The following is a 20,942-nucleotide window of genomic DNA, read 5'->3' as shown; positions in this document are numbered from 1 at the left end:
GACACTCGGAATGAGTTCGCGGTGGGCGACCCGTTCTGCGGCTTCCTGCCCATGTGTGGACGAGTAGCCCAGGCTGAGGATGCAGACGTAGTGGCACGCGTGTGGCACGGCGTCTGAAAGGTCTAAGGGCCAGCTCGGGAGGAAACCTCTCCTGAGCTGGCCCTTTGTATTGTGCCCCCGGCAGGATTCGAACCTGCGACACCCGCTTTAGGAGTTCGATCTCGGCGCGCTCCGGCTGAGGTCGTCGACTGGTGCGACGGCCGGACACGGGCGCTGGCATACGCCCCCGTCCGGCGTCGTTGATGTCAGCCGTGGATGTCAGTGACCTTCTAATCCGTAGCTCTAGCCAGTCCGGTCAGCGACGGTCATTCCGGTCACATCGAGGCTCCTGAGGGGCGGCAACGGACAGGCTCAGTTGCTGGGGTTGCGGTACCGCGCTGCTTGTATGTCTCGCTTCGCTGCCGTGTTACAGGTGGATCCCACCAACCCGTACATCCAGGGCTCCACGGAGACCATCGTCACCCCGTGATCCAGACTCCGAACTCCGGCCACTCGCTCGTCGACAGACCGGCCGTTCCTGCGCCGAAGCTCACCGCACCGGTCGTAGTCAGACCAGAGGCACGTCCCTTGAGGGACCACACGGCGCCATCCATGGTGTTCTCCCCAGGGCCACCGACGGCGAGGTCTGCCTTTCCGTCCCCGTTGGTGTCCGCCAGTGCCACGCCTTCCCCGAAGCGGTCGCCACCCTCCGCTGTGCCCGGGATTCCGGTGGATCCCTGGTTGTACGCGTAGGCCGAGGTCGCGGCGAGACCACTAGCAGATCCAGGGATCACTGTGATCGAGCCCGTGGACTCCGCCGCGCCGATCGACTCATAAGGGCTACCGACGGCGAGGTCGGCCTTGCCGTCTCCGTTGATGTCGTTAAGCGTTACCGCGTATCCGAATTTATCGTTCGTTTCCGATGTGCCCGGTATTCCATTGGTGTTCTGTGTGATGGTCACAGCCGGGCGCGAGGTGTCACGACCGTTGGCCGAACCGAAGGTGAGGGAGACGTTGCCCCCCAAGGTCGTGCCGGCCATCGAGGACCGCTGATCCCACGGGTGACCTGTCACGATGTCGGCGTATCCGTCACCGTCCACGTCTCCGACAGCTGCTGTCTGGCCATGTGCCACATCGCCCGCGTACTCCAGGGAAGGGAATGAGTCGAGTCCGACATACAGGGACTGTTTGAAGAGCTCCCGGCTGTCGTTGTCGTTGCCGCCCACCACAATGTCGTCGATACCGTCACCGTTGACGTCACCTCCGGCCAGCGAGATGACCTCCGTCAGAGATTTGGCCGCGAATCCCGTTCGTCCTCCGAGAGTGCCGCTTTTGGTGGTTCCACCCTTGTAAATGAAGACAGAGTTGTCCGTTTTGGTACCGACCGCGACATCGTCGTCTTGGCCGTCACCATCGAAGTCACCACTGGTAAGGGATGAGCCGTAGCCGTTCAGAAGGGCGAGAGGGGGGAGGCTCAGAGCGGTTCCGCCGGCCAGTCCCGCCTTGCTTCCCCACAGCACGGTGACCGCTCCGCTGCCGGACCCTGCGGTGGTGCTTTCGCCGGGAGCGCCGACGGCGAGGTCTGCGTAGCCGTCGTTGTTGAAATCACCGAACGCGGTGGCGGCGCCGAAACGGTCTCCTTCTTCGGATGCGCCGGGCACCCCGCTGGAGCTCTGCGAGACGACCTGGGTTCTGCTGCCCTGCAGGCCGCTGGACGAGCCGTAGGTGATGACCACTGCTCCAGCCCAGTTGTGACCTCCAACGACCGCTCTTGGTGCGGAGACCGCGAGATCGCGATAGCCATCACCGTTGAAGTCATCCGCGTATTTGGCCGAGGCCGCGGTGGACGGCACGGCCGTGACCACCAGCAGGCCACCAGTCAGCGCGGCGACCGATGCCGCGGCCAGGGCCGTGCGGAGGTTCTTGTGCATCGACACTCTCCTGCAACATGCTGGATGCCAAGTGGGCATCCCTCGTAGGGGGACCGAATCTCCCGTGTTCACCCGAAGTTGTCCTTGGGTCACGGGATGATCAGCGACCGCAAGACTGACGAGCCGGCACAACGGTTGTATGGGATTCCTAAGAAGACTCTGCGGCGTGATCCGCCGCGGTATAGCACCGGTTCGGCGATGAGGCACGGTCGGATCAGGAGCCGTCTCGCCACCACGATGAGGGGGGTTGCCATACGGCACCGCGTCGGGGCGGTTGAGGAGCTTTAGATCAAGGTGAGTCCCCTGGCCGACCGCAGGATTTGAACTTGTGGCCTCATCCTTATCAGGTCGATCACGGGGGACCGTCGACGTCGGCCAACCGCGTCTGAGCCTCGGCCGATCGTCCACTGGAGTCCGGAGTCGACCGCTGCTGTTCGCGCTTGTTGGTGTCAGTCACTGATGTCAGCTGCCTCACTCAACTTTGACAAGGACTGAGGTGACACGGTCAGCCTTCTTCCACTCCCAGACACCCCTCCTCCTCCAGTGCGGCCATGACGAGACCGGAGCTCACAGCCTGCTCGTCGTCGATACCCAGCCGCTGGAGGCGAGCCCAGCGGTCGAGCTGAGTGCAGGCCCAGGCCGGGTCATAGGCCGCCGTGGGCAGCTGGGGTACGCGTTTGCGACCTGTGTCGTCGAGTTGGTAAGGGACCTCGAACGCCGTATCCCAGAGGGCTAGGTTTGCAGTGAAACGAGCCTCAGCCTCCGATGGATCAATTCCCAAGTAGCGGGCGATATCCGCCCAAGAGGCACCCCGCTCGCGCTCATAGATCACAGCCGAGACCAGCGCACGTTCAGCAAGTTCAATGAGCTGGAGCGCTTGACTCACCCGGCCCCCGGGACCCGTGTCAGGATCGTGGCGGGTCGCGACCAGGCCACGCGCACTGTCAGCAACGTCCACGGCATGGTCGCAGAGCACCAAGCGTGCCAGCGCTTGCCGGGAAAATCGGGCGCGGTCGACGTCGTAGGGGGTCGTCTCAGTCATGCGCACAGCGTCGCAGGAGGCGCCCGTTTCGCGAACCCGATTTGCCTGGAACCGTTCTCCTTCTCGACGGCATGGCCGCACGAGGTGTCTTTACCTCAACCCACCACTCTCCCCGGCTCCCATCCCGTCTGCCGTCGACTGCTCGGCTCTGCCTTGGTCGACGGCGGACGGGATGGGAGCTCCCCGCGCACGCCACACTCGGCCGGCACCCGCGAACGGTGCCCCCGCCATCTCGGAGCCCGAGCGCCCCCGCCGGAGGCACGTTCTGACCGGAGCACTCCGTGTCCAGGTCTCTGCTCATGGGCCGTAGCCTGCTGCGGCCCCAGGGTCCCGGCCCCGGCGCCGAAGGCGCAGAGGGGTCGGGCCCCAGGGGCCAGCCCGCGCTCGCGCGGGCACTTGATGAAGTAGGGAAAGTTCTACCGCGCCCTTGGCGATCGGCAGCTGTCTTGTCTCGGTTGATGCTTGACGTTGTGGCTTCACCTGATGCTTGACGGTGGCCGTGATCGGCTAGGTCGTGCCCGTCCGTGTGGCGTGGTGCGGGAGGCCGGGATTGGCTCTAGCAGTGTTGGGGCCTGCCCGCCGTCCCGGGTTGCGTCCCTATGCTCTGGTGTATGACGAGCCGGACGCGCCGGGCGGCTTCCGCTACTTGCGGCTGAGGGTTTGGTGTTTCCCGTACGAAGGATCTCCCACGAGGCGCCGCATTTCCGGATGCTCCTTCGAGCCGCCGAATTCCCACGGGTTGCCGTCGCAGACGGTGATCCACGACTGCTCCGCTTCCTTGTCGTCGGGATACACACCCCACTTGCCGGTGCCGCTGCACTCCGAAACCTTGTCGCCGTCGTTGTTGAACTCGGCAAGGTTAGTTACGACGACGTTGCCATCGTCCTTGAAGACCAGGGTCCCGGTATCGCCCTCGGTCCAGGTGCCTACGATGTCGGCCCGAGCCAGTGTCTGTTGCTGCCATATGCACCCCGTGGCCAGCGTCAAGACCGCGACCGCCAAGACCACTCCACGCAACCCTGCAGCGACTCGCCCTCGTTCATCACGCATGACTCCCCCTTGCATACGTCAAACCCTGGTTGCTTCGCACACCAGATCGTCAAGCCCTCACGCTGCCACGAAAGTTGAACATGTTCAACTCTGCTCGGTGTGCACTGGTAGCCCCGCTCCGCACCGCATGGAGCGGTGCACCTTGGTCGCTCACCCAAAGTCTCTCCGTACCGCTCCTCCGCCTGCCGTGAGGAGCTGATCACGCGTAACGTCGCCAAGCTCGTCGAGCCTCCGCGCACGGACAACAGGGAGCTGAAGCCCTGGACGCTCGACGAGACGCTCGACTTCCTCGCCGCCTCCCGTCAGGATCCGCTCTACGCGGCCTTCGTGCTCGCCGTCGCGATGGGGCTCCGCCGGGGCGAGATCATCGGTCTCCGGTGGTCGGATCTCGACCTGGACAACCGGGTCCTCTACGTCCGTCAGCAGACTCAGCGCCGCCGTGGTGTCCTCTACGACGACGACCCCAAGAGCCGCCGTCGTCGTGTCGTCCCTCTGCCCGCGCTGTGCATCGCCCCGCTGCGCTGGCACCGGATGCGGCAGTCGGCAGCACGCGCCAAGGCGGGGGAGCGGTGGCAGGAGTCGGGGTACGTCTTCACGACCCGCACCGGACGCCAGGTCGAGCCGCGGAACGTCTACCGCTCCTTCACCCGCGTCGCCGAGTCCGCCGGCCTCCGCGTGATCCGGCTGCATGACGCTCGGCACGGCACTGCCACCCTCCTCACGGCGGCCGGGGTCGCGCCCCGCGTCGTGATGGAGATCCTCGGGCATTCGCAGATCAGCATCACCATGGACGTGTACACGCACGTCGTGCAGGACACCCAGCGCGAGGCCATGAGCCACATGGACCGTCTGCTCAGGAGGCGCCCCGGTCGTCAGTGACTGTCGCCGTTGATGTCAGATCTGGATGTCAGAAGGGGGCCACCTACCGAATTCGGTAGGTGGCCCCCTTCTGAACTGGTGCCCCCGGCAGGATTCGAACCTGCGACACCCGCTTTAGGAGAGCGGTGCTCTATCCCCTGAGCTACGAAGGCGGGGTTCTGGCGGATCATGGTCCGGGCGTCCGGGTCTGATGCCGACAGAGCTTTCGGTGGCGCGGCCGGGGTGCGGCTGTGCCACCGCCCACAGTGTAGCGGTTGGTGATCCGACGGCCGGGGGGACTTTCGTGGGAGAGGGGTCGGTCCGCTCGGAGAGGGCTGCTGACCTGCGGGAAGGCGTGCTCCGCGGGCGTGGGGCCGTGGGTGGGCGGCAGAACTGTTCCGGTGTCGCCCACGGCTCGTCCCGGAGGGGCGTTCAAGGGCCCGACAGCGCCGGGCGGACCAGTTGGATCATGCGGGTCAAGCGCTGTTCGGCCGACTCGCGGGAGCTGAACGGGCTGTTGCCGAAGGCGAGTTCGGTGTGGGTGCGGGTCAGGGACGAGGTGCCGGTGATCAGGGACATCATGAGGGTGGCGGCCGGGCGGACGTCCACGCCGGGCAGCAGGGAGCCGTCGGTCCTGGCGCGACGCAGGGTCCGGTAGAGGCTGCCGAGCCAGTTGAGGTGGCAGTGCACCGACGGGTCGTCCGGTGTGTCGATCTCCTGGGTGAGCCGGGTGCCGGCGCGCACGACGACGTCGGTCTCCAGGAGGCGTACGAGTGCGTGGGCCATGTCGACGGCGATGTCGAAGCCGGGTCCCCGCCGCTCCGCCTGCTGGGCGAGGAGGGCGCCCGACGCGGCGCAGGCCTCGGCCTGGACCGCCCGCGCGAGGTCGGACTTGGCCGCGAAGTGGAAGGACAGCGCGCCCTTGGTGACCTGGGCGAGTTCGCTGATCACCAGCAGCGTGGCCCGCTCGTAGCCGACCTGGTCGAAGACCGTGGAGGCCGCTCGGATCAGGTTGCCTCTGGTTCGCCCGGACCTCTCCTGCTTCACCACGACGCAACCACCCGGACGCTCCTTGTCACTTGGCCGCCTCTTGTCCTTCGCAGGCGACGCTAGAAACCAACTTTCCGGTTTGTCAACGGGGCCGGGGCATGGAGATCATCTTCACGACATCGCGCCAACCTGCGGGTTTCGCAGATGAGTTGAGTGGGCCGCGTTTGATCGATGTCGGTCGTGAGGTGCCGGGAAGTGAGGGAAAAAACCGCGCGGCCGGTTTTTGAAGCCGGGCGCCGCGAGGGGACCCTCCGCCGAGGGGCGTCTGCCATCAAGGGAACGTCAGCCGCCCGGTGGGCGCCGAGGGGCCGGCAGGCGCCGGGAACCATGCCGGGCGCCGAGCCGAAGTCAGGGGCCGAGCGTGCCGGACGCCCCGGCCCGCAGCGGCAGGTGCGCGCGGCCGAGCGCCGTCGTCGCGGGATCGGTGATCCCCTCCGGACGGACCCGTGCCAGCGCGCCCGGGTGCGCGACGGACGGCAGCAGGTGCCGCCAGAGCACGGCGACACGGTCCCGCAGGTCGGCCCGCCCGGTGAGCGCCTGGGACACCAGCTGCACGCCGGTGAAGGACGCCACGACGAACTCGGCGGTCTCGACCGGGTCGACCTGCGGAAGGACCTCGCCCGCCGCCTTGCCCTCGGCCAGCAGCCGGGCGGTGAGCTCGAACCAGCCGCCCCACGGATGGGTCCCGTCGACGAGGACCCCCTCGATGGACAGCCGGCTGCCGGCCCGGGCGAGCGGGTCGTGGCGCAGCGCGTACGCGAACTGGTGGGTGATGTCGACGACCGACTGGAGGGGCGAGCCGTGCTCCGGCACGGTCACCAGCGCGGTCTGCTCGTCGATGACCGCCCGCGCGAGGTCGGACTTGGCCGCGAAGTGGAAGTACAGGGCGCCCTTGGTGACGTTCGCCCTGTGCAGGATCTCCGAGATCGCCGCGCGCTCGTAGCCGCGGTCGGCGAACACGCATGCGGCGGCTTCCACTATCGAGCGCCGGGTCTGCACCGCGCGAGCTTGTCTGGCCATCTCTCCCCTTCCGGGAGGTGCGTGCGTGCCCGGCGGGCGCCACGCAGGACCGCCGTGCAGCAGAAGGGGGCTCACCCTACCGGCCGGTCTGTTTCTCCGGCACGGAGCCGGCCGCCACGGAGCCGGCCGCCACGGGTCGCGCCCGGACTCAGCCGAGCGGTACCCGCCGGAAGCGGCCCGCGACGCGCAGTTCCGCCTCGATGCGGCCCGCCGTCGCGTGCAGCTCGGGCAGCACGTCGCGGACACAGGCCTCGCTGCTGCGGCGGCTGCTGTGCATGGCGACGTTCACCGCGGCCACGACCCGCCCGTCCCGTCCGCGCACGGGTACGGCGATGGACCGCAGGCCCTCCTCCAGCTCCTCGTCGACCAGGGCGTATCCACTGTCCCGTACGCGCGCCAGCTCGTTCTCGAAGCGTTCGGGGTCGGTGAGGGTGCGCGGGGTCAGCGGACGCAGTTCGGGACGGGGGGCCCGGGGCCGGTCGGCCAGCATCACGCGGCCCAGCGAGGTCGGGTACGCGGGCAGCCGGGTCCCGACGGTGATGTTGACGCTCATGATGCGGCTGGTGGCGACGCGGCCGACGTACTGGATCTCGTCGCCGGTCAGGATCGCCAGCGACACGGAGTCGTGCAGCTGCTGGGAGAGATCGGTCAGGTGCGGGGCCGCGATGTCGGGCAGCGTGGTCCGTGACAGCGGTGGGAAACCCAGGCCCAGGACGCGCGGGGTGAGCCGGAAGACCCGGCCGTGGGCGGTGACGTGGCCGAGGTGTTCCAGGGTGATCAGGGCGCGGCGGGCGGTCGCGCGGGCGAGGCCGGTGGCCTGGGCGACCTCCGTGAGCGTCAGCTCGGCGCGGCCCTCGCCGAAGGCGGTGATCACGGTCAGGCCGCGGGCCAGCGACTCGACGAACTCCCGCCCCAGCTCCTGCTTGGAGGCGCCGGTCCAGGCGGCGAGCCCCGCGGGGGAGCCCGGCGCGTTCCGGTCGGCGGGCGGCGCCTTCTGCAGCTCCTGCTCCATCGCGGCCACCGAGGCACGCAGCCGCGGCAGCAGTGTGTCCCGCAGCCCGTCCACGGTGTGCCGGCTGGTGTGGCTGACCACGCTCACCACGCACGCGATCCGTCCCGACTCCCGCACGGGCATGGCGAGGGCGACGAGTCCGGGCTCGATGAGCTGGTCGTCCAGGGCCCATCCCTCCTCCCGGGCACGGAGGGTGCGGACTTCGAAGTCGTCGCCGACGGCGGCGGGCCGCGTGGTCGGGGGCGTGGCGTCCGGTTCCCGGCCGGTGTCCTCGATGGGCCGGCTCCGGGCCGGTACGGCGGGGAATCCGCGGTCCTCCGGGTCGCTGGAGCGGCGTTCGCGCCAGCGCGCCCAGTCCTCCTCGTCCCACTCGGTGGCGAACAGCGGTCCGGGCGCGGTGCGTTCGGCGGGCAGCAGGTCGCCGATGCGGAAGCTCAGGGACATGGCGCGGCGCCGGGTCGCCTGGTGGATGAAGCGGATGCCGTCGCGGTCGCCGACGGCGAGGGAGACCGACTCGTCGAGTTCGTCGGCGAGCGCGTCGGCGTGCGCGTCCAGGAGGCGGGGGAGCCGCAGGGCGGCGAGGTAGGCGTTGCCGAGTTCCATCAGACGGGGGGCGAGCACGGCGTCCCGGCCGTCGAGGCGTACGTAGCCCATGCGGGCGAGGGTCGCGGTGATCCGGTCGACGGTGGAGCGGGCCAGTCCGGTGGCCCGTTCCAGTCCGCTCAGGCTGGACGTCCCGTCCGCCTCGGTCAGCCGCCGCAGGACGGCGATGCCGCGGATGAGGGGGGTGACGGCCTCGGCGGGCGCGGCCGCAGCCGCAGCGCCGGCCCCGGTGGCCGACGTCCGGGACCCGGTTCCCGACCCGGATGCGTTCCCGGCCCCGGGGGCCGGTGCGACGTTCGATGGCATGGGCTCTCCGTTGCGGATCTCAGAAGAGACACCGTAGTGCTTGCCGGGCCGTATCAGCAGGTCGGCGACGGGCGCCGCCCGCGGCTCAGCGCCGGGTGACGGCGATGTGGTACTCCCCGGAGAGGTCGGCGGAGGCGACCCGGACCGTGACACCCGTCTTGGGGTCCTTGAAGGTCTCGCCGGGGGCGAACGGCGCGTCGGAGAGCTCCGCGTGCACGTTGGGGGAGCGGGTGCAGCCGCCGCTGTCGCGCTGGGAGTCGTACACCGTGACGGGGCCGTTCCCGGTGTCGACGCTCGCGTCGACCTTGTAGATGAGGATGCCGGGGCGGCAGACCTCGGAGTCGTTGCCGCCCCGGGTGCGCAGTTCGAGGGCGTAACCGGTCTTGGGGCTGATGGGGATGAAGACGAGCTTGTTGCCGCCGCGCCGGGACAGCGGGGTGAGCGTGTACTCCGTGGTGCCGGGTATCGCCGCGCAGCTGACCTGCGAGTCGTCGAGCCAGCCGAGCTTCCACTTGTGCCAGCCGAGCAGGTCGTTGTCGGCGCCCCAGTCCTCGCTCATGATGTCCCAGTGCCCGACCGCGCCCCCGCCGTCCTGGGTGTAGAGGTCGGGGAGGCCGAAGGTGTGGCCGTTCTCGTGGGGGAGCACCCGGTAGCCGGTGTCGGCGTAGGAGCCGGAGCCGTCGTCCTGGCGGCTGTAGACGAAGGACGCGTTGGAGACGGGGACGCCGTCGGCTATTGGCGCGTCGCCGTTGCCGGCGAAGGTCACGGACAGGACGGTGTCCAGGGCGGAGGGCCCGGCGTTCGGGGTGACGAGGACGTTCAGGATGTCGTAGTCGCGGAAGTCGACGGTGGGGTCGGCGGCGGCGACGATGTCCTGCACCAGCTCCCGGTACCCGGGGTCGAAGGGCGCGCCGCGCTCTATGCCGTAGTCCTTGAAGGTCTTGGGCATCCGCAGCCAGTGCGTGATCGGGGTCTCGGGGCGGTAGTCGAGACGGCCGTACGAACCGGTGCGGAACCAGTCCCGCGTCTTGGGGAAGAACTCGCCGTAGCGGTCCATCGCGCTGCCCTTGCCGGGCGCGTCGGAGAAGTCGATCATCAGGGTGAGGGCCCGGACGGTGCCGGTGGAGCGGGCGTAGCCGTTCGTGGTGGGTATGCCTTCCCCCATCTGCACGTTCATCGCTCCGTTGATCATGCAGGGGCCGAGCGCCGTGGAGCGCGCCAGCGCGATGGATCCCGCCGCTGTGGATCCCGCTGTGAGGTGCCCGGTGCCGGCGGAGGTGCTCACCGCCAGCGTGAGGACGGTCACCGAGGCGAGTGCGGCCGCACGGCGCGGGCGTATCCGGCGGCGGCTGGTCGGCTGCATGCATGGGCCTCTCGCTCCACGGCAGCCGCCGGTCTGGCTGCACCCTTGCGATCACCCTGTGCCGACCACCGGGCGGGCGCGCGCTGGATGAGCCCGATCGGGTCGTCGGCCCGGATGCCGGGGGTGTCCGCGGATCCTCGGAACGTCCCTCTTCAGAGGCGGTGCGGCGGGCGCGGCGTCGGGCCCGCGCGAGGCACATGCCGGCAGCGGCCGGAGGGTCGGCGGGCCGCGCGGCAGAGGTCGGACGGAGGGCTCGTACGAGGCGTACGGCGGTGGCCGGCCGCGGGCCCGCGCGAGGCCCCCGATGACGACCCCGCGGGGATGTGGCACAGGTCACATCAAGACGGGGAAATAACCGGGGATCGTTTCCCCGTTTAGCCCTGTGTCCGAGCGAAACGGGGAGCGAATCCCCGGATCGCAGTCCGAACTTCCAGCGACTCCGAGGAGCACACCGTGGACACCGCCACCCCCGTGCAGCGCCGAGTGGCCCGGCCGCGCGCCGATGCCCTGCGCAACCGGGAGCGGATCGTCGCCGCCGCCTGCGAGATGTTCGTCGAGTTCGGCCCCGAGGTGCCGTTCGACGAGATCGCGCGCCGGGCCGGCGTCGGCAACGCCACGGTGTACCGCAACTTCCCCGACCGCGACGCCCTCGCCCGCGAGGTCGTCTGCGCGGTGATGGACCGCACCTCGGAGTGGGTCGAGCGGGCGCTCGCCGAGGGCGGCGACGCCTTCGAGACGCTCAGCGGCTTCGTGCACTTCGCCGCCGACGAGCGGATCGGCGCGCTGTGCCCGATGCTCTCCGAGAGCTTCGACCAGCATCACCCCGACCTGGTCGCCGCGCGCGATCGGGTCACCGAACTCATCACGGAGCTGATGTCGCGCGCCCGCGAGGCCGGACAACTGCGCCCCGACGTCGAGTTCGGCGACCTGATGATCGCGCTCAGCCAGCTCACCCGGCCGCTGCCCGGCACCGCCTGCCAGGGCATCGACCGCTTCGTACACCGCCATCTACAGCTGTTCCTGGACGGCATGCGGGCTCCGGCCCGGTCCGTACTGCCCGGAGTGGCCGCCACCGTGGAGGACATGCGCCGAGCGTGACCGACGATTCCACCCTCGCATCGACGAGTTGACCATCGCATCGATGAGTTCGGCGCACCGCGCCGGTCAGTACTGACAGCCGGTAGTTCCCTCCGGAACTTCCTGTAGTTCCTCCCGGAACGTCCCGTCAGTCCCCTGCCAAGCTTCCCGGCCGTCAACGATGACGAGCCGTCCCTTTCTCTCGACCTTTTTTCGACACGAAGTCCCGGAGTGGGTATCCCCATGTCAGAAACAGGAACGCCGGCGCTCGCCGCCGACGCCAATTCGAACCGCTGGAAGGCGCTCGCGTTCATCGCGCTCGCCCAGCTGATGGTCGTCCTCGACGCGACCATCGTGAACATCGCCCTGCCCTCCGCCCAGCAGGACCTGGGGATATCGGACGGCAACCGTCAGTGGGTCATCACCGCCTACGCCCTCGCCTTCGGCGGTCTGCTGCTCTTCGGCGGCCGCATCGCCGACCTGTGGGGCCGCAAGCGCACCTTCGTCACCGGCCTGATCGGCTTCGCCGGCGCCTCCGCCCTCGGCGGTGCCGCCCAGGGCGAGGCCCTGCTGCTCGGCGCCCGCGCCCTCCAGGGCGCGTTCGGCGCGCTGCTCGCGCCCGCCGCGCTCTCGCTGCTCGCCGTGATGTTCACCGACGCCAAGGAGCGCGCCAAGGCGTTCGGCATCTACGGCGCGATCGCCGGTGGCGGTGGCGCCGTCGGCCTCATCCTCGGCGGCTTCCTCACCGAGTACCTGAACTGGCGTTGGACCTTCTACGTGAACATCCCGTTCGCGGTCATCGCCGCCGCCGGTGCGTACTTCGTCATCCGTGAGCCGGCCGGTGGCCGCAACCGCTCGCCGCTCGACATCCCCGGTGTCGTCCTGTCCACCCTGGGTCTGGTCTCGCTCGTCTACGGCTTCACCCGCGCCGAGTCCGACGGCTGGAGCGACTCGGTGACCATCGGCCTGTTCGTCGCCTCGGCGGTGCTGCTCGCGGCCTTCGTGCTCGTCGAGTCCAGGGTCAAGGCCCCGCTGCTGCCCCTGCGCGTGGTCACCGAGCGCAACCGTGGTGGTGTCTACCTCTCCCTGGGCCTCGCGATCATCGCGATGTTCGGCCTGTTCCTCTTCCTGACCTACTACCTCCAGATCGTGAAGGGCTACTCGCCGGTCAAGACCGGCTTCGCCTTCCTGCCGATGATCGCGGGCATGATCACGGGCTCCACCCAGATCGGCGCCCGGCTGATGACCCGCGTCCCGGCGCGGCTGCTGATGGGCCCCGGCTTCCTGACCGCCGCGGTCGGCATGCTGCTGCTGACGCAGCTGGAGATCGGTTCCTCGTACGCGGGGCTGCTGCTCCCGGCGCAGCTGCTGCTCGGCCTCGGCATGGGTACCGCCTTCATGCCGGCCATGTCCCTGGCCACGACGGGCGTCGAGCCCCGTGACGCCGGTGTCGCCTCCGCGATGGTCAACACCTCGCAGCAGGTGGGCGGCGCCATCGGTACGGCCCTGCTGAACACGATCGCCGCCTCGGCGACCACCTCGTACGTCGCGGACCACATCGCCGGTGCCACCACCAAGCCGCAGCAGCAGCTCGTCCACCTGCAGGGTCTGGTGAACGGCTACACCAACGCGATCTGGTTCGCCGTCGGCATCCTCGTGGCCGCCTCGGCGATCGCCCTCACCTTCGTCAACGCCGGTCGCCCGGACCTCTCCTCGGCCGCCGGCCAGGGCGAGGGCGTCGAGGACGAGGTGAAGATCCCGGTCGTCGCCCACTGACGGCCGCGCACTCCGGCTGCTTCGCGTACGGACGAGGGGTGGGGACGCCTCGTCCGTACGAACCCCAGGGTCTGCCCCGGCTCCCGAGCACGACGGAGCCGGGGCAGACCCCTGTCCGGCGCGGGCGTCCGGCGCGGTGCGGGCGTCGGGCGTGGCGAGGGCCGCTCCAGGCGGTCAGCGCAGCCAGGGCAGGTCCGCGCCCGCTTCCTTCGGCTGGAGCCCCTCGGCGATGATGAGCATGGCGTCGCCGAGGGCTTTCTGCTGCTCGGGGGTGAGCCGGTCGAACATGGCCTGACGTACGGCGGCCACATGGCCCGGCGCGGCCTTGCTCAGCGTCTCCTGACCCGCGTCCGTGAGGACCGCGAACTGGCCCCGCTTGTCGGAGGGGCAGTCCTCGCGGCGCACCCAGCCGTTCTTCTCCAGGCGGGCGATCGCGTGCGACAGGCGGGAGCGGGTGATCTTCGCGTTCATGGCCAGCTCGGTCATCCGCAGCCGCCTGCGCGGAGCCTCGGCGAGCTGCACGAGCAGCCCGTAGTAGACGTGCGGCATCCCCGCGTCGCGCTGCAGCTGCCGGTCGAGATGGTCCTCGAGGAGAGTGGCGGCGTGCATGTACGCGCGCCAGGTGCGCTGTTCCTCGTCGGTGAGCCAGCGCGGCTCTTCAGCGGGTGCCGTGTTCATGTACTCCACTGTACGAGCCCCTTCTTGAATATTAAACAAACCAGGAGTATCGTCCGCCGTAGAGATTGAGAGTTCAAGTATCCAGTCCTATGGTGAAAGTCTCCGGAGGGAGCCGCAGTCATGTCTGCCGCCACGTCTTTCGCAGCCGGGGAACGTGCCCCGCAGCAGCGCATGCCCGCCCTCTACCTGAGCCACGGCGCACCACCCCTCGCCGACGACCCCGTCTGGCCCGGCCAGCTCTCGGCCTGGTCCGCCGACCTCCCCCGCCCCACGGCGATCCTGATGGTCTCCGCCCACTGGGAGGAGGCCCCGCTCGCCCTCGGCGCCGTCGAGACCGTGCCCCTCGTCTACGACTTCTGGGGCTTCCCCGAGCACTACTACCGGGTCGAGTACGCGGCCCCCGGCGCCCCCGCGCTCGCCGAGTCCGTACGGAAGCTGCTGCGCGCCCCCGGCACCCCGGTCCAGGACATCCCGGACCGCGGGCTGGACCACGGCGCCTACGTACCGCTGGTGGAGATGTACCCCGAGGCCGACATCCCGGTCCTCCAGGTCTCGCTGCCGACCCTCGACCCGGTCCGCCTGTTCGAGATCGGCCGCAAGCTGGCGCCGCTGCGCGACGAGGGCGTGCTGATCGTCGGGTCCGGCTTCTTCACCCACAACCTGGCGGCACTCCGGCACACCGGCGGGGGCGTGCCGTCCTGGTCCAGCGAGTTCGACGACTGGGGTCACCGGGCCCTCGACGCCGGCGACGTGGACGCGCTGCTCGACTTCGAGCGCAAGTCCCCGGCGGGCCGCCTCGCCCACCCGCGCACCGAGCACTTCGCCCCGCTGTTCGTGACCATGGGCGCGGCCGACGCGTCCGGAGAGCTGGACGGGCAGAAGTCCGTCATCGACGGGTTCTGGATGGGGATGGCGAAGCGGTCGGTGCAGTTCGGCTGACCTGCCTAGCCGTTCAGCTTCTTCTCGTACCAGGCCACGTCCCAGTACCGGCCGAACTTGCGGCCGACCTCCTGGTAGGTGCCCACGTGCTGGAACCCGAAGCGTTCGTGCAGCCGCACGGACGCTTCGTTGGGCAGCGCGATGCCCGCGTACGCCCGGTGCAGGTCCTCGCCCGCGAGCGCGTCGAAGAGGCTCTCGTACAGCAGGGTGCCGATGCCGCGCCCGCCGGCGTCCGGCGCGACGTACACGGTGACCTCGACCGAGGTCGCGTAGGCGGGCTTCGGCCGGAACGCGCTGGACGTCGCGTACCCCAGAAGCCGCTGTGAGTCCGCGTCCGTGGCAACCATCAGGCGGTGCGGTCCGTCTTCAGGGTGGGAGAGCAGCCACGAGTGACGCGCTTCCGGCGTGAACACGGCGGTGTCGAATGTGATGGACGTCTCACGCACGTAGTGGTTGTAGAGGTCCGTCAGTGCGCCGAGATCGGCCTCGACTCCGGGCCTGACCTGCGCCTCTGTACGTCCGACAGGCATCTGTCCTCCCTGGGTGGCCGGACAGGGTACTGCATGATCAGAAAAATCGAGGGGCGGGTTGGGAATTCTGTCCTGATTCCAGTCGTTGTTTCCATCGGATGCCGGGCACCCGGGAGGGTGAACCCGAAGTCCAGGACCACCCGCAAGCCCACCATCGCAAGGGAGCACGCATGGCAACCCGTGCCGTCGCCCGTCGTCAGTCCGCCACCGGCGAGACCGCCGACGCGGCACGCAGTGTTCGCGCCGTAGGCGGCGAGATCGCCGACCGCGACCTGGTCGGCATGTACCTCGACGAGATCGCGCGTACGCCCCTGCTCGACGCCGCCAAGGAAGTCGAGCTGTCCCAGATCATCGAGGCGGGTGTGTTCGCGCGGCAGATCCTCGACGGGGAGGAGGAGGCCCAGGCGGACGCCACCCGTGAGGAGCTCGAGGCGCTCGTCGCGGACGCGGAGCGCGCGAAGGACATATTCATCCGTTCGAACCTCCGCCTGGTCGTGGCCGTGGCCCGGCGCTATCCGCGCAGTGGCCTGCCCCTGCTCGACCTGATCCAGGAGGGCAACGCGGGCCTGGTCCGCGCCGTCGAGAAGTTCGACTACCGCAAGGGCTTCAAGTTCTCGACGTACGCCACGTGGTGGATCCGCCAGGCCATCACCCGCTCGATCGCCGACCAGTCGCGCACGATCCGCCTCCCCGTGCACCTGGTCGAGGAGCTGGGCCGCATCCGCCGCGTGCAGCGCGAGTTCAACCGTGAGCACGGGCGGGAGCCGGAGCACGCGGAGATCGCCGCCGAGCTCGGTTCGACCCCGGAGCGCGTGGGCGACGTCCTGGACTGGGCCCGCGACCCGGTCTCGCTGAACATGTCGGTGGACGACGAGGGCGAGACCCAGTTCGGCGACCTGCTGGAGGACACCTCGGCCGTGTCGCCCGAGCAGTCGGTGCTGACACTGCTGCGCAGCGAGGGGCTGGACGACCTGATCGGCCGCCTCGACCAGCGCACGGCCTCCATCATCAAGATGCGGTACGGCATCGAGGACGGCCGGGAGCGCACGCTCACCGAGGTGGGCAAGGAGCACGGGCTGACGCGCGAGCGCATCCGCCAGATCGAGAAGCACGCCCTTCTCGAACTGAAGAAGCTGGCCCGCGACACCGGGTTCGACGCGGCGGCGTAAGCACCGGAGTCGACGAGTCCGCCCGTAACGCGCCCTACCGCGCGCAACGTTGGCCACAAGTCGACCAGACATGGCCATGTAAGGCCGCTTCAACCTGCTGGGCTCTGGGAACAAGACTTCAGAGCCCAGGGTTGAAGGGCTCAGTCCAGGGCAGACGCACCATCGACCCCCAAGAGCCGAGTCCCGACGCACCCCCCCCTCGCGACGGGACTCTTCCGAGCCGAGCCTCGGCGCCTCACCCCCCCCTGGCGCCGAGGCTCGGCTCCGTTCTGCGAGGGCTGTGCGTACGGGCTTTCGGGCGGAACGCTGACGGGCCACCCCGAACCTGAACCCCGGGGTGACCCGAAGGGCAGATTCTGCCACAGCGACACGACGCCACCCCGGCCCCGACGAGGCCGGACCCGCAGCGCCCGTGAGCGGACCGGCCGCGCGGGCGCGTGGCGGGCCCGCCCGAGGGCCGAGGCTCATCCACGGGGCGCGGCGAGCGATGCCGCGTCCGCCGGGTCGCCGCCCGCCCGGGTCAGACGAGCGCCCAAGTCCCGCACGCAGCCGACCAGTTCGGGCGGCTCGTGCACCACGAAATCGCAGTCGACCATCGCGAGCCGCACCGCCAGCCACTCCACGGAGTCGCCGGCCGAGGCCCGCAGCCGGCACCTGTGGTCGTCGACCGGTTCGGGCGCACCGAGCCAGGCGGGCAGCCGCGCCGCGACGAACTCGGCGGGAGCGGCGAAGGTGACCTCGAAGGTGTACGTCTCCTGGCGGCGGTACATGGACTGCCGCAGATAGTCGGCGGCGTTCCCGGCGGGCAGCTCGCGCGCGGCGAACCGAGCCCCCGTGGCGAACGGCTCGGAAACCCGGTCGACGCGGAACGTACGCCAGTCCTCGCGGTCGAGGTCGTAGGCGACGAGGTACCAGCGGCGGCCGGTGGAGACGAGCCGGTACGGCTCGGTCAGCCGCCGTGACGGCGTCCCGTCCCCCGAGCGGTACGCGAACCGCAGCCGCTCCCGGCCCGCGACGCACGACGCCATCACGGTCAGCGTCTCGGGCGCGATGCTGGCGCCGTCCCCGCTGGTCAGCGGAGTGGTGGCGGCCTGCAGTGTGGACACACGGTGGCGCAGGCGGGACGGCAGCACCTGCTCCAGCTTGGCCAGGGCCCGTACCGAGGCCTCGTCCACGCCCTCGACGGCGTGTCCCGCGCCGGCTCGCAGCCCCACCGCGATCGCGACGGCCTCCTCGTCGTCGAGCACGAGCGGCGGCATCGCCTTGCCCGCGACCAGTCGGTATCCGCCGTCGGCTCCCTTGGTCGCCTGCACGGGATAGCCGAGTTCCCGCAGGCGGTCGATGTCCCGCCGCACGGTACGGCGGGACACCCCGAGCCGCTCGGAGAGCTCGCCGCCGGGCCATTCGCGGGGCGTCTGGAGGAGGGAGAGGAGCTGGAGGAGACGTGCCGGAGTGTCCGTTGTCATGTTTCCCAGAGTGCCGCACATCTAGGACACGATCTGACCTATTGGGGGCCTACCTTCTTTCCATGACCTCCACCGAGACCACTCTCAGCAGCACGGCCGAGCCGGCCGACGCCCCGGCCGGCTCGGCCGACCGGCGGCGCTGGTTCGCCCTCGCCATCGTGATGACCGCGGCCTTCATGGACCTGGTCGACGTCACGATCGTCAACATCGCGATCCCGTCGATCAAGCAGGACGCCGGCGCCTCGTTCAGCCAGATCCAGTGGATCACCGCGGGCTACGCGCTGGCCTTCGCCGCCGGACTGATCACGGGTGGACGGCTCGGCGACATCCACGGACGCAAGCGGCTCTTCCTCATCGGCATAGCCGGATTCACCGTGGCCTCGGCCCTGTGCGGCTTCGCCGCCAACCCGGAGATGCTCGTCGCCTCCCGCATCCTGCAGGGCGCCATGGCCGCGATGATGGTGCCGCAGGTGCTGTCGATCGTGCACGCCACCTTCCCGGCGCACGAGCGGGGCAAGGTCTTCGGCCTCTTCGGCGCGATCGTCGGTCTCGGCGCCGTGTCCGGCCCGCTGCTCGGCGCCCTGCTGACCGAGTGGAACCTGTTCGGCCTGGAGTGGCGGCCGATCTTCCTGATCAACCTGCCGGTGGGTGTGGTCGCGCTCTTCCTGGGCCGCCGTTTCATCAGCGAGTCCAAGGCCCCGCGGGCCCTCAAGCTCGACCTCGTCGGCGTCGCCCTCGTCACGCTCGGCCTGCTGATGCTGCTCTACCCGCTGACCCGTGGCCGCGAGCTGGGCTGGCCGGTGTGGGGATACGTGTCGATGGCCGGCGCCCTGGTCGTCTTCGCGGTGCTGGTGGCGTACGAGAAGCGGAAGACCGCGCGGGACGGTTCGCCGCTGGTGGAGCTGTCGCTGTTCAAGGTGAAGAGCTTCGCGGCGGGCATCGCCGTCCAGACGGTCTTCGGCGTCGGCCTCGGTGTCTTCTTCCTGGTCTGGACCCTCTACATGCAGGTCGGCCTCGGCTGGAGCCCGCTGCGGGCCGGTCTGACCGGGGTTCCGTTCTCCATCGCGGTGTCGGCGGCGGCGGGCATGTCGGTGCAGCTGCTGGTCCCCCGGTTCGGCCGCAAGGTCCTCCAGGCGGGTGCCCTGGCCATGGCGCTCGGTGTGCTCCTCTACATCTGGGAGTCCGACCGGTACGGGATGTCCATCGCCTCCTGGCAGATGGCGCTCCCGCTGGTGGTCATGGGCGCGGGCATGGGCTTCATCGTGGCCCCGCTGACGGACGCGGTGCTCTCGGAGGTCCCGCGCGAGCACTCCGGCTCGGCCTCCGGACTCATCAACACCGTGCAGCAGATGGGCAACGCCCTCGGACTCGGGCTGGTGTCGGTCCTCTTCTTCGGCGAGATCGGCGACCGGCTCACCGCGGCCCAGGTGGGCCCCGCCTTCGTGAACGCCTTCCAGCACGCGCTGGGCTGGGTCGTGGCGGTGATGGTGGTCATCTACCTGCTGATGTTCGCCCTGCCGAAGCGGCCGGCCCAGCACGTCGAGGGCGCGGACGTCGGTGCGGTCACGGGGGAGCGGGAGCCCGAGCTCGTCGGCTGAGACCCCGGTGGAGGGGAACGGGCCCGGCACCTCAGGTGCCGGGCCCGCCCCATGCCCCGACCACACCGCGCCCCGGCCCCTTGCGGCCCCACGGCCGGTGCGGCCCGTCACAACCGTCCCTCGCCCCCTCCGCCCCTACCCGACCCGACCCCCCAGGGGCTCCGCCCCCGAACCCCCGATCGGCCTGAACGGCCTCGTCCTCAAACGCCGGACGGGCTGAAAGGTGTCTCTCTGCCCTCAAAGCGGGGCGGCCGGGCGGGGCGGGAGTTGCCACCCAGCGGGCCAGCAGCCGGACCCCAGCCTCACTCACACCCGCAGCCGCCATCTCACCGAAGGGGCCGTGCCGGTGAATCAAATGCCCGTTGCGGACGGCGCCACGCACCCACCGAGGTCCTACCAGCCCCGCCCCGCACAAGGGCTGCAACGGGCGGATCACCGGCACGGACCCGACCCACCCACCGGAGCGGCGGCGCAACGCCCACGCCCCGGCACCGGACACAATCAGAAGTCCGTTCATGCCCGAATCAAGCCCGAACCTGTTTACTTTCCAGAAATCCGGGCGTAGCCTCCGAGTGAAACCACAAGTTCGGGCATCACGCGGAGGCGAGCGGACATGTACGCACCGGAGCGACAGCAGGAGATCCTGCGGCTCGCCCGTGACGGCGGACGGGTGGATGTGCTCTCGCTGGCCGAGGAGTTCCAGGTCACCGCGGAGACGATCCGCCGGGACCTGAAGACTCTGGACCGCGCCGGTCTCGTACGCCGCGTGCACGGCGGGGCGATCCCGGCCGGCCGCCTGGACTTCGAGCCCGACCTCGCCGAGCGCGAGTCCACGTCCGCCGACGAGAAGGACCGCATAGCGCGCGCCGCCCTCGCCGAACTGCCCGGCGACGGCACGGTGATCCTGGACGCCGGATCGACCGTCTCCCGGCTCGCCGGCGCCCTCCCCCTGGAGGCGACGCTCACCGTCGTCACCCACAGCCTGCCCATCGCGGCCCGCCTGGCCGACCACCCCGGCATCCAGCTCCACCTCGTCGGCGGGCGCGTCCGGCACCGTACCCGCGCCGCCGTGGACGCCTGGGCGCTGCGCGCGTACGGCGAGATCCGCGCCGACGTCCTCTTCATCGCGGCCAACGGTTTCTCGGCCGACTACGGACTGACCACCCCCGATCTGGCCGAGGCCGCCGTCAAGCGCGCCGCCCTGCACGCCGCGCGCCGCGTGGTGCTGCTCGCCGACTCGTCCAAGAGCGGCCAGGAACACTTCGCCCGCTTCGGCGACCTGTGCGACGTGGACCTGCTGATCACGGACCGCGGACTGAGCCCCGAAGACGCCGCCTCCGTCGAGCGGGGCGGCACCGAAGTGCTGTGTGTATAGAGCACGGCACGCGAGCGCCGTGTGAGGAACGCGGCGTGCGAGTGCCGCGTGGAGAACGCG

17 protein-coding genes, 1 tRNA gene and 1 pseudogene are annotated in these 20,942 nt (G+C 69.9%); 8 read left to right on the top strand and 11 right to left on the bottom strand.

Annotated elements, in window-relative coordinates:
- Nucleotides 1-518 precede the first annotated feature (518 nt).
- The 3 genes from ABEB03_RS12045 to ABEB03_RS12035 all read right to left on the bottom strand — a co-directional run bounded on the left by ABEB03_RS12045 (nt 519) and on the right by ABEB03_RS12035 (nt 4,062).
- Nucleotides 519-1,970, bottom strand: coding sequence for an FG-GAP-like repeat-containing protein (locus tag ABEB03_RS12045; protein ID WP_345646152.1), 1,452 nt, complete (start codon nt 1,968-1,970; stop codon nt 519-521).
- A 505-nt stretch (nt 1,971-2,475) separates the two neighbouring features.
- Complete coding sequence (locus tag ABEB03_RS12040; protein WP_345646149.1) at nt 2,476-3,012, bottom strand: hypothetical protein; 537 nt, start codon at nt 3,010-3,012, stop codon at nt 2,476-2,478.
- 642 nt (nt 3,013-3,654) lie between these two features.
- Entirely contained in the window at nt 3,655-4,062 is a 408-nt protein-coding gene (locus ABEB03_RS12035) for a hypothetical protein (RefSeq protein WP_345646147.1), read from the bottom strand.
- A gap of 174 nt (nt 4,063-4,236) precedes the next feature.
- Between ABEB03_RS12035 and ABEB03_RS12030 the strand changes: the two are divergent.
- Nucleotides 4,237-4,941: pseudogene (locus ABEB03_RS12030) on the top strand (tyrosine-type recombinase/integrase); the annotation flags it as partial.
- Between the two features lie 76 nt (nt 4,942-5,017).
- Here ABEB03_RS12030 and ABEB03_RS12025 read toward each other — a convergent pair.
- A tRNA-Arg gene (locus tag ABEB03_RS12025) sits at nt 5,018-5,093 on the bottom strand.
- Nucleotides 5,094-5,352: 259 nt separating this feature from the next.
- A complete protein-coding gene (locus ABEB03_RS12020; protein ID WP_345646144.1) occupies nt 5,353-5,970 on the bottom strand; it encodes a ScbR family autoregulator-binding transcription factor in 618 nt (205 codons plus the stop codon).
- A 98-nt stretch (nt 5,971-6,068) separates the two neighbouring features.
- Here ABEB03_RS12020 and ABEB03_RS12015 point away from each other — a divergent pair, with 98 nt between their 5' ends.
- Nucleotides 6,069-6,197: a hypothetical protein gene (locus tag ABEB03_RS12015; protein ID WP_345646139.1), complete on the top strand. Its 129-nt coding sequence runs from the start codon at nt 6,069-6,071 to the stop codon at nt 6,195-6,197.
- A gap of 121 nt (nt 6,198-6,318) precedes the next feature.
- Here ABEB03_RS12015 and ABEB03_RS12010 read toward each other — a convergent pair whose 3' ends face one another.
- From ABEB03_RS12010 to ABEB03_RS12000, 3 genes are all read right to left on the bottom strand, one after another.
- Nucleotides 6,319-6,990 carry a ScbR family autoregulator-binding transcription factor gene (locus ABEB03_RS12010; protein WP_425589222.1) on the bottom strand — a complete coding sequence of 224 codons (672 nt, stop codon included), beginning with the start codon at nt 6,988-6,990 and terminating at the stop codon, nt 6,319-6,321.
- 148 nt (nt 6,991-7,138) lie between these two features.
- The gene (locus tag ABEB03_RS12005) at nt 7,139-8,911 is read right to left on the bottom strand and encodes an IclR family transcriptional regulator domain-containing protein (protein ID WP_345646136.1); all 1,773 of its coding nucleotides are present in this window, start codon (nt 8,909-8,911) and stop codon (nt 7,139-7,141) included.
- An 85-nt stretch (nt 8,912-8,996) separates the two neighbouring features.
- A complete protein-coding gene (locus ABEB03_RS12000; RefSeq protein WP_345646133.1) occupies nt 8,997-10,274 on the bottom strand; it encodes a M6 family metalloprotease domain-containing protein in 1,278 nt (425 codons plus the stop codon).
- Nucleotides 10,275-10,727: 453 nt separating this feature from the next.
- On the opposite strand from ABEB03_RS12000, the gene ABEB03_RS11995 reads away from it, so the two are divergent.
- Together ABEB03_RS11995 and ABEB03_RS11990 are read left to right on the top strand one after the other, a co-directional pair.
- Entirely contained in the window at nt 10,728-11,372 is a 645-nt protein-coding gene (locus tag ABEB03_RS11995) for a TetR/AcrR family transcriptional regulator (protein WP_345646130.1), read from the top strand.
- Between the two features lie 222 nt (nt 11,373-11,594).
- A complete protein-coding gene (locus ABEB03_RS11990; protein ID WP_345646127.1) occupies nt 11,595-13,127 on the top strand; it encodes an MFS transporter in 1,533 nt (510 codons plus the stop codon).
- Nucleotides 13,128-13,301: 174 nt separating this feature from the next.
- Here the strand turns inward: ABEB03_RS11990 and ABEB03_RS11985 are convergent, their stop codons facing one another.
- A complete protein-coding gene (locus ABEB03_RS11985) occupies nt 13,302-13,805 on the bottom strand; it encodes a MarR family winged helix-turn-helix transcriptional regulator (RefSeq protein WP_345646123.1) in 504 nt (167 codons plus the stop codon).
- A gap of 120 nt (nt 13,806-13,925) precedes the next feature.
- Here ABEB03_RS11985 and ABEB03_RS11980 point away from each other — a divergent pair, with 120 nt between their 5' ends.
- On the top strand, nt 13,926-14,744 hold the full coding sequence (locus ABEB03_RS11980) for a dioxygenase family protein (RefSeq protein WP_345646118.1): 819 nt from the start codon (nt 13,926-13,928) through the stop codon (nt 14,742-14,744).
- 5 nt (nt 14,745-14,749) lie between these two features.
- On the opposite strand, the gene ABEB03_RS11975 is transcribed toward ABEB03_RS11980, so the two are convergent.
- On the bottom strand, nt 14,750-15,274 hold the full coding sequence (locus ABEB03_RS11975) for a GNAT family N-acetyltransferase (RefSeq protein ID WP_345646115.1): 525 nt from the start codon (nt 15,272-15,274) through the stop codon (nt 14,750-14,752).
- Between the two features lie 170 nt (nt 15,275-15,444).
- On the opposite strand from ABEB03_RS11975, the gene ABEB03_RS11970 reads away from it, so the two are divergent.
- Nucleotides 15,445-16,443, top strand: a complete 999-nt coding sequence (locus ABEB03_RS11970; RefSeq protein ID WP_345646112.1) for a sigma-70 family RNA polymerase sigma factor — start codon at nt 15,445-15,447, stop codon at nt 16,441-16,443.
- 464 nt (nt 16,444-16,907) lie between these two features.
- On the opposite strand, the gene ABEB03_RS11965 is transcribed toward ABEB03_RS11970, so the two are convergent.
- Nucleotides 16,908-17,909: a helix-turn-helix transcriptional regulator gene (locus tag ABEB03_RS11965; protein WP_345646109.1), complete on the bottom strand. Its 1,002-nt coding sequence runs from the start codon at nt 17,907-17,909 to the stop codon at nt 16,908-16,910.
- 62 nt (nt 17,910-17,971) lie between these two features.
- Between ABEB03_RS11965 and ABEB03_RS11960 the strand changes: the two genes are divergently transcribed.
- Nucleotides 17,972-19,507: an MFS transporter gene (locus ABEB03_RS11960; RefSeq protein WP_345646104.1), complete on the top strand. Its 1,536-nt coding sequence runs from the start codon at nt 17,972-17,974 to the stop codon at nt 19,505-19,507.
- A gap of 613 nt (nt 19,508-20,120) precedes the next feature.
- A complete protein-coding gene (locus ABEB03_RS11955) occupies nt 20,121-20,882 on the top strand; it encodes a DeoR/GlpR family DNA-binding transcription regulator (RefSeq protein WP_345646101.1) in 762 nt (253 codons plus the stop codon).
- Nucleotides 20,883-20,942: the final 60 nt, after the last annotated feature.

Origin of the sequence: Streptomyces siamensis (genome assembly GCF_039543605.1) — a bacterium.
Taxonomy (GTDB): domain Bacteria; phylum Actinomycetota; class Actinomycetes; order Streptomycetales; family Streptomycetaceae; genus Streptomyces; species Streptomyces siamensis.
Note: the sequence above shows the minus strand (reverse complement) of the source record. Positions and strands in the feature narration are given on the sequence as shown.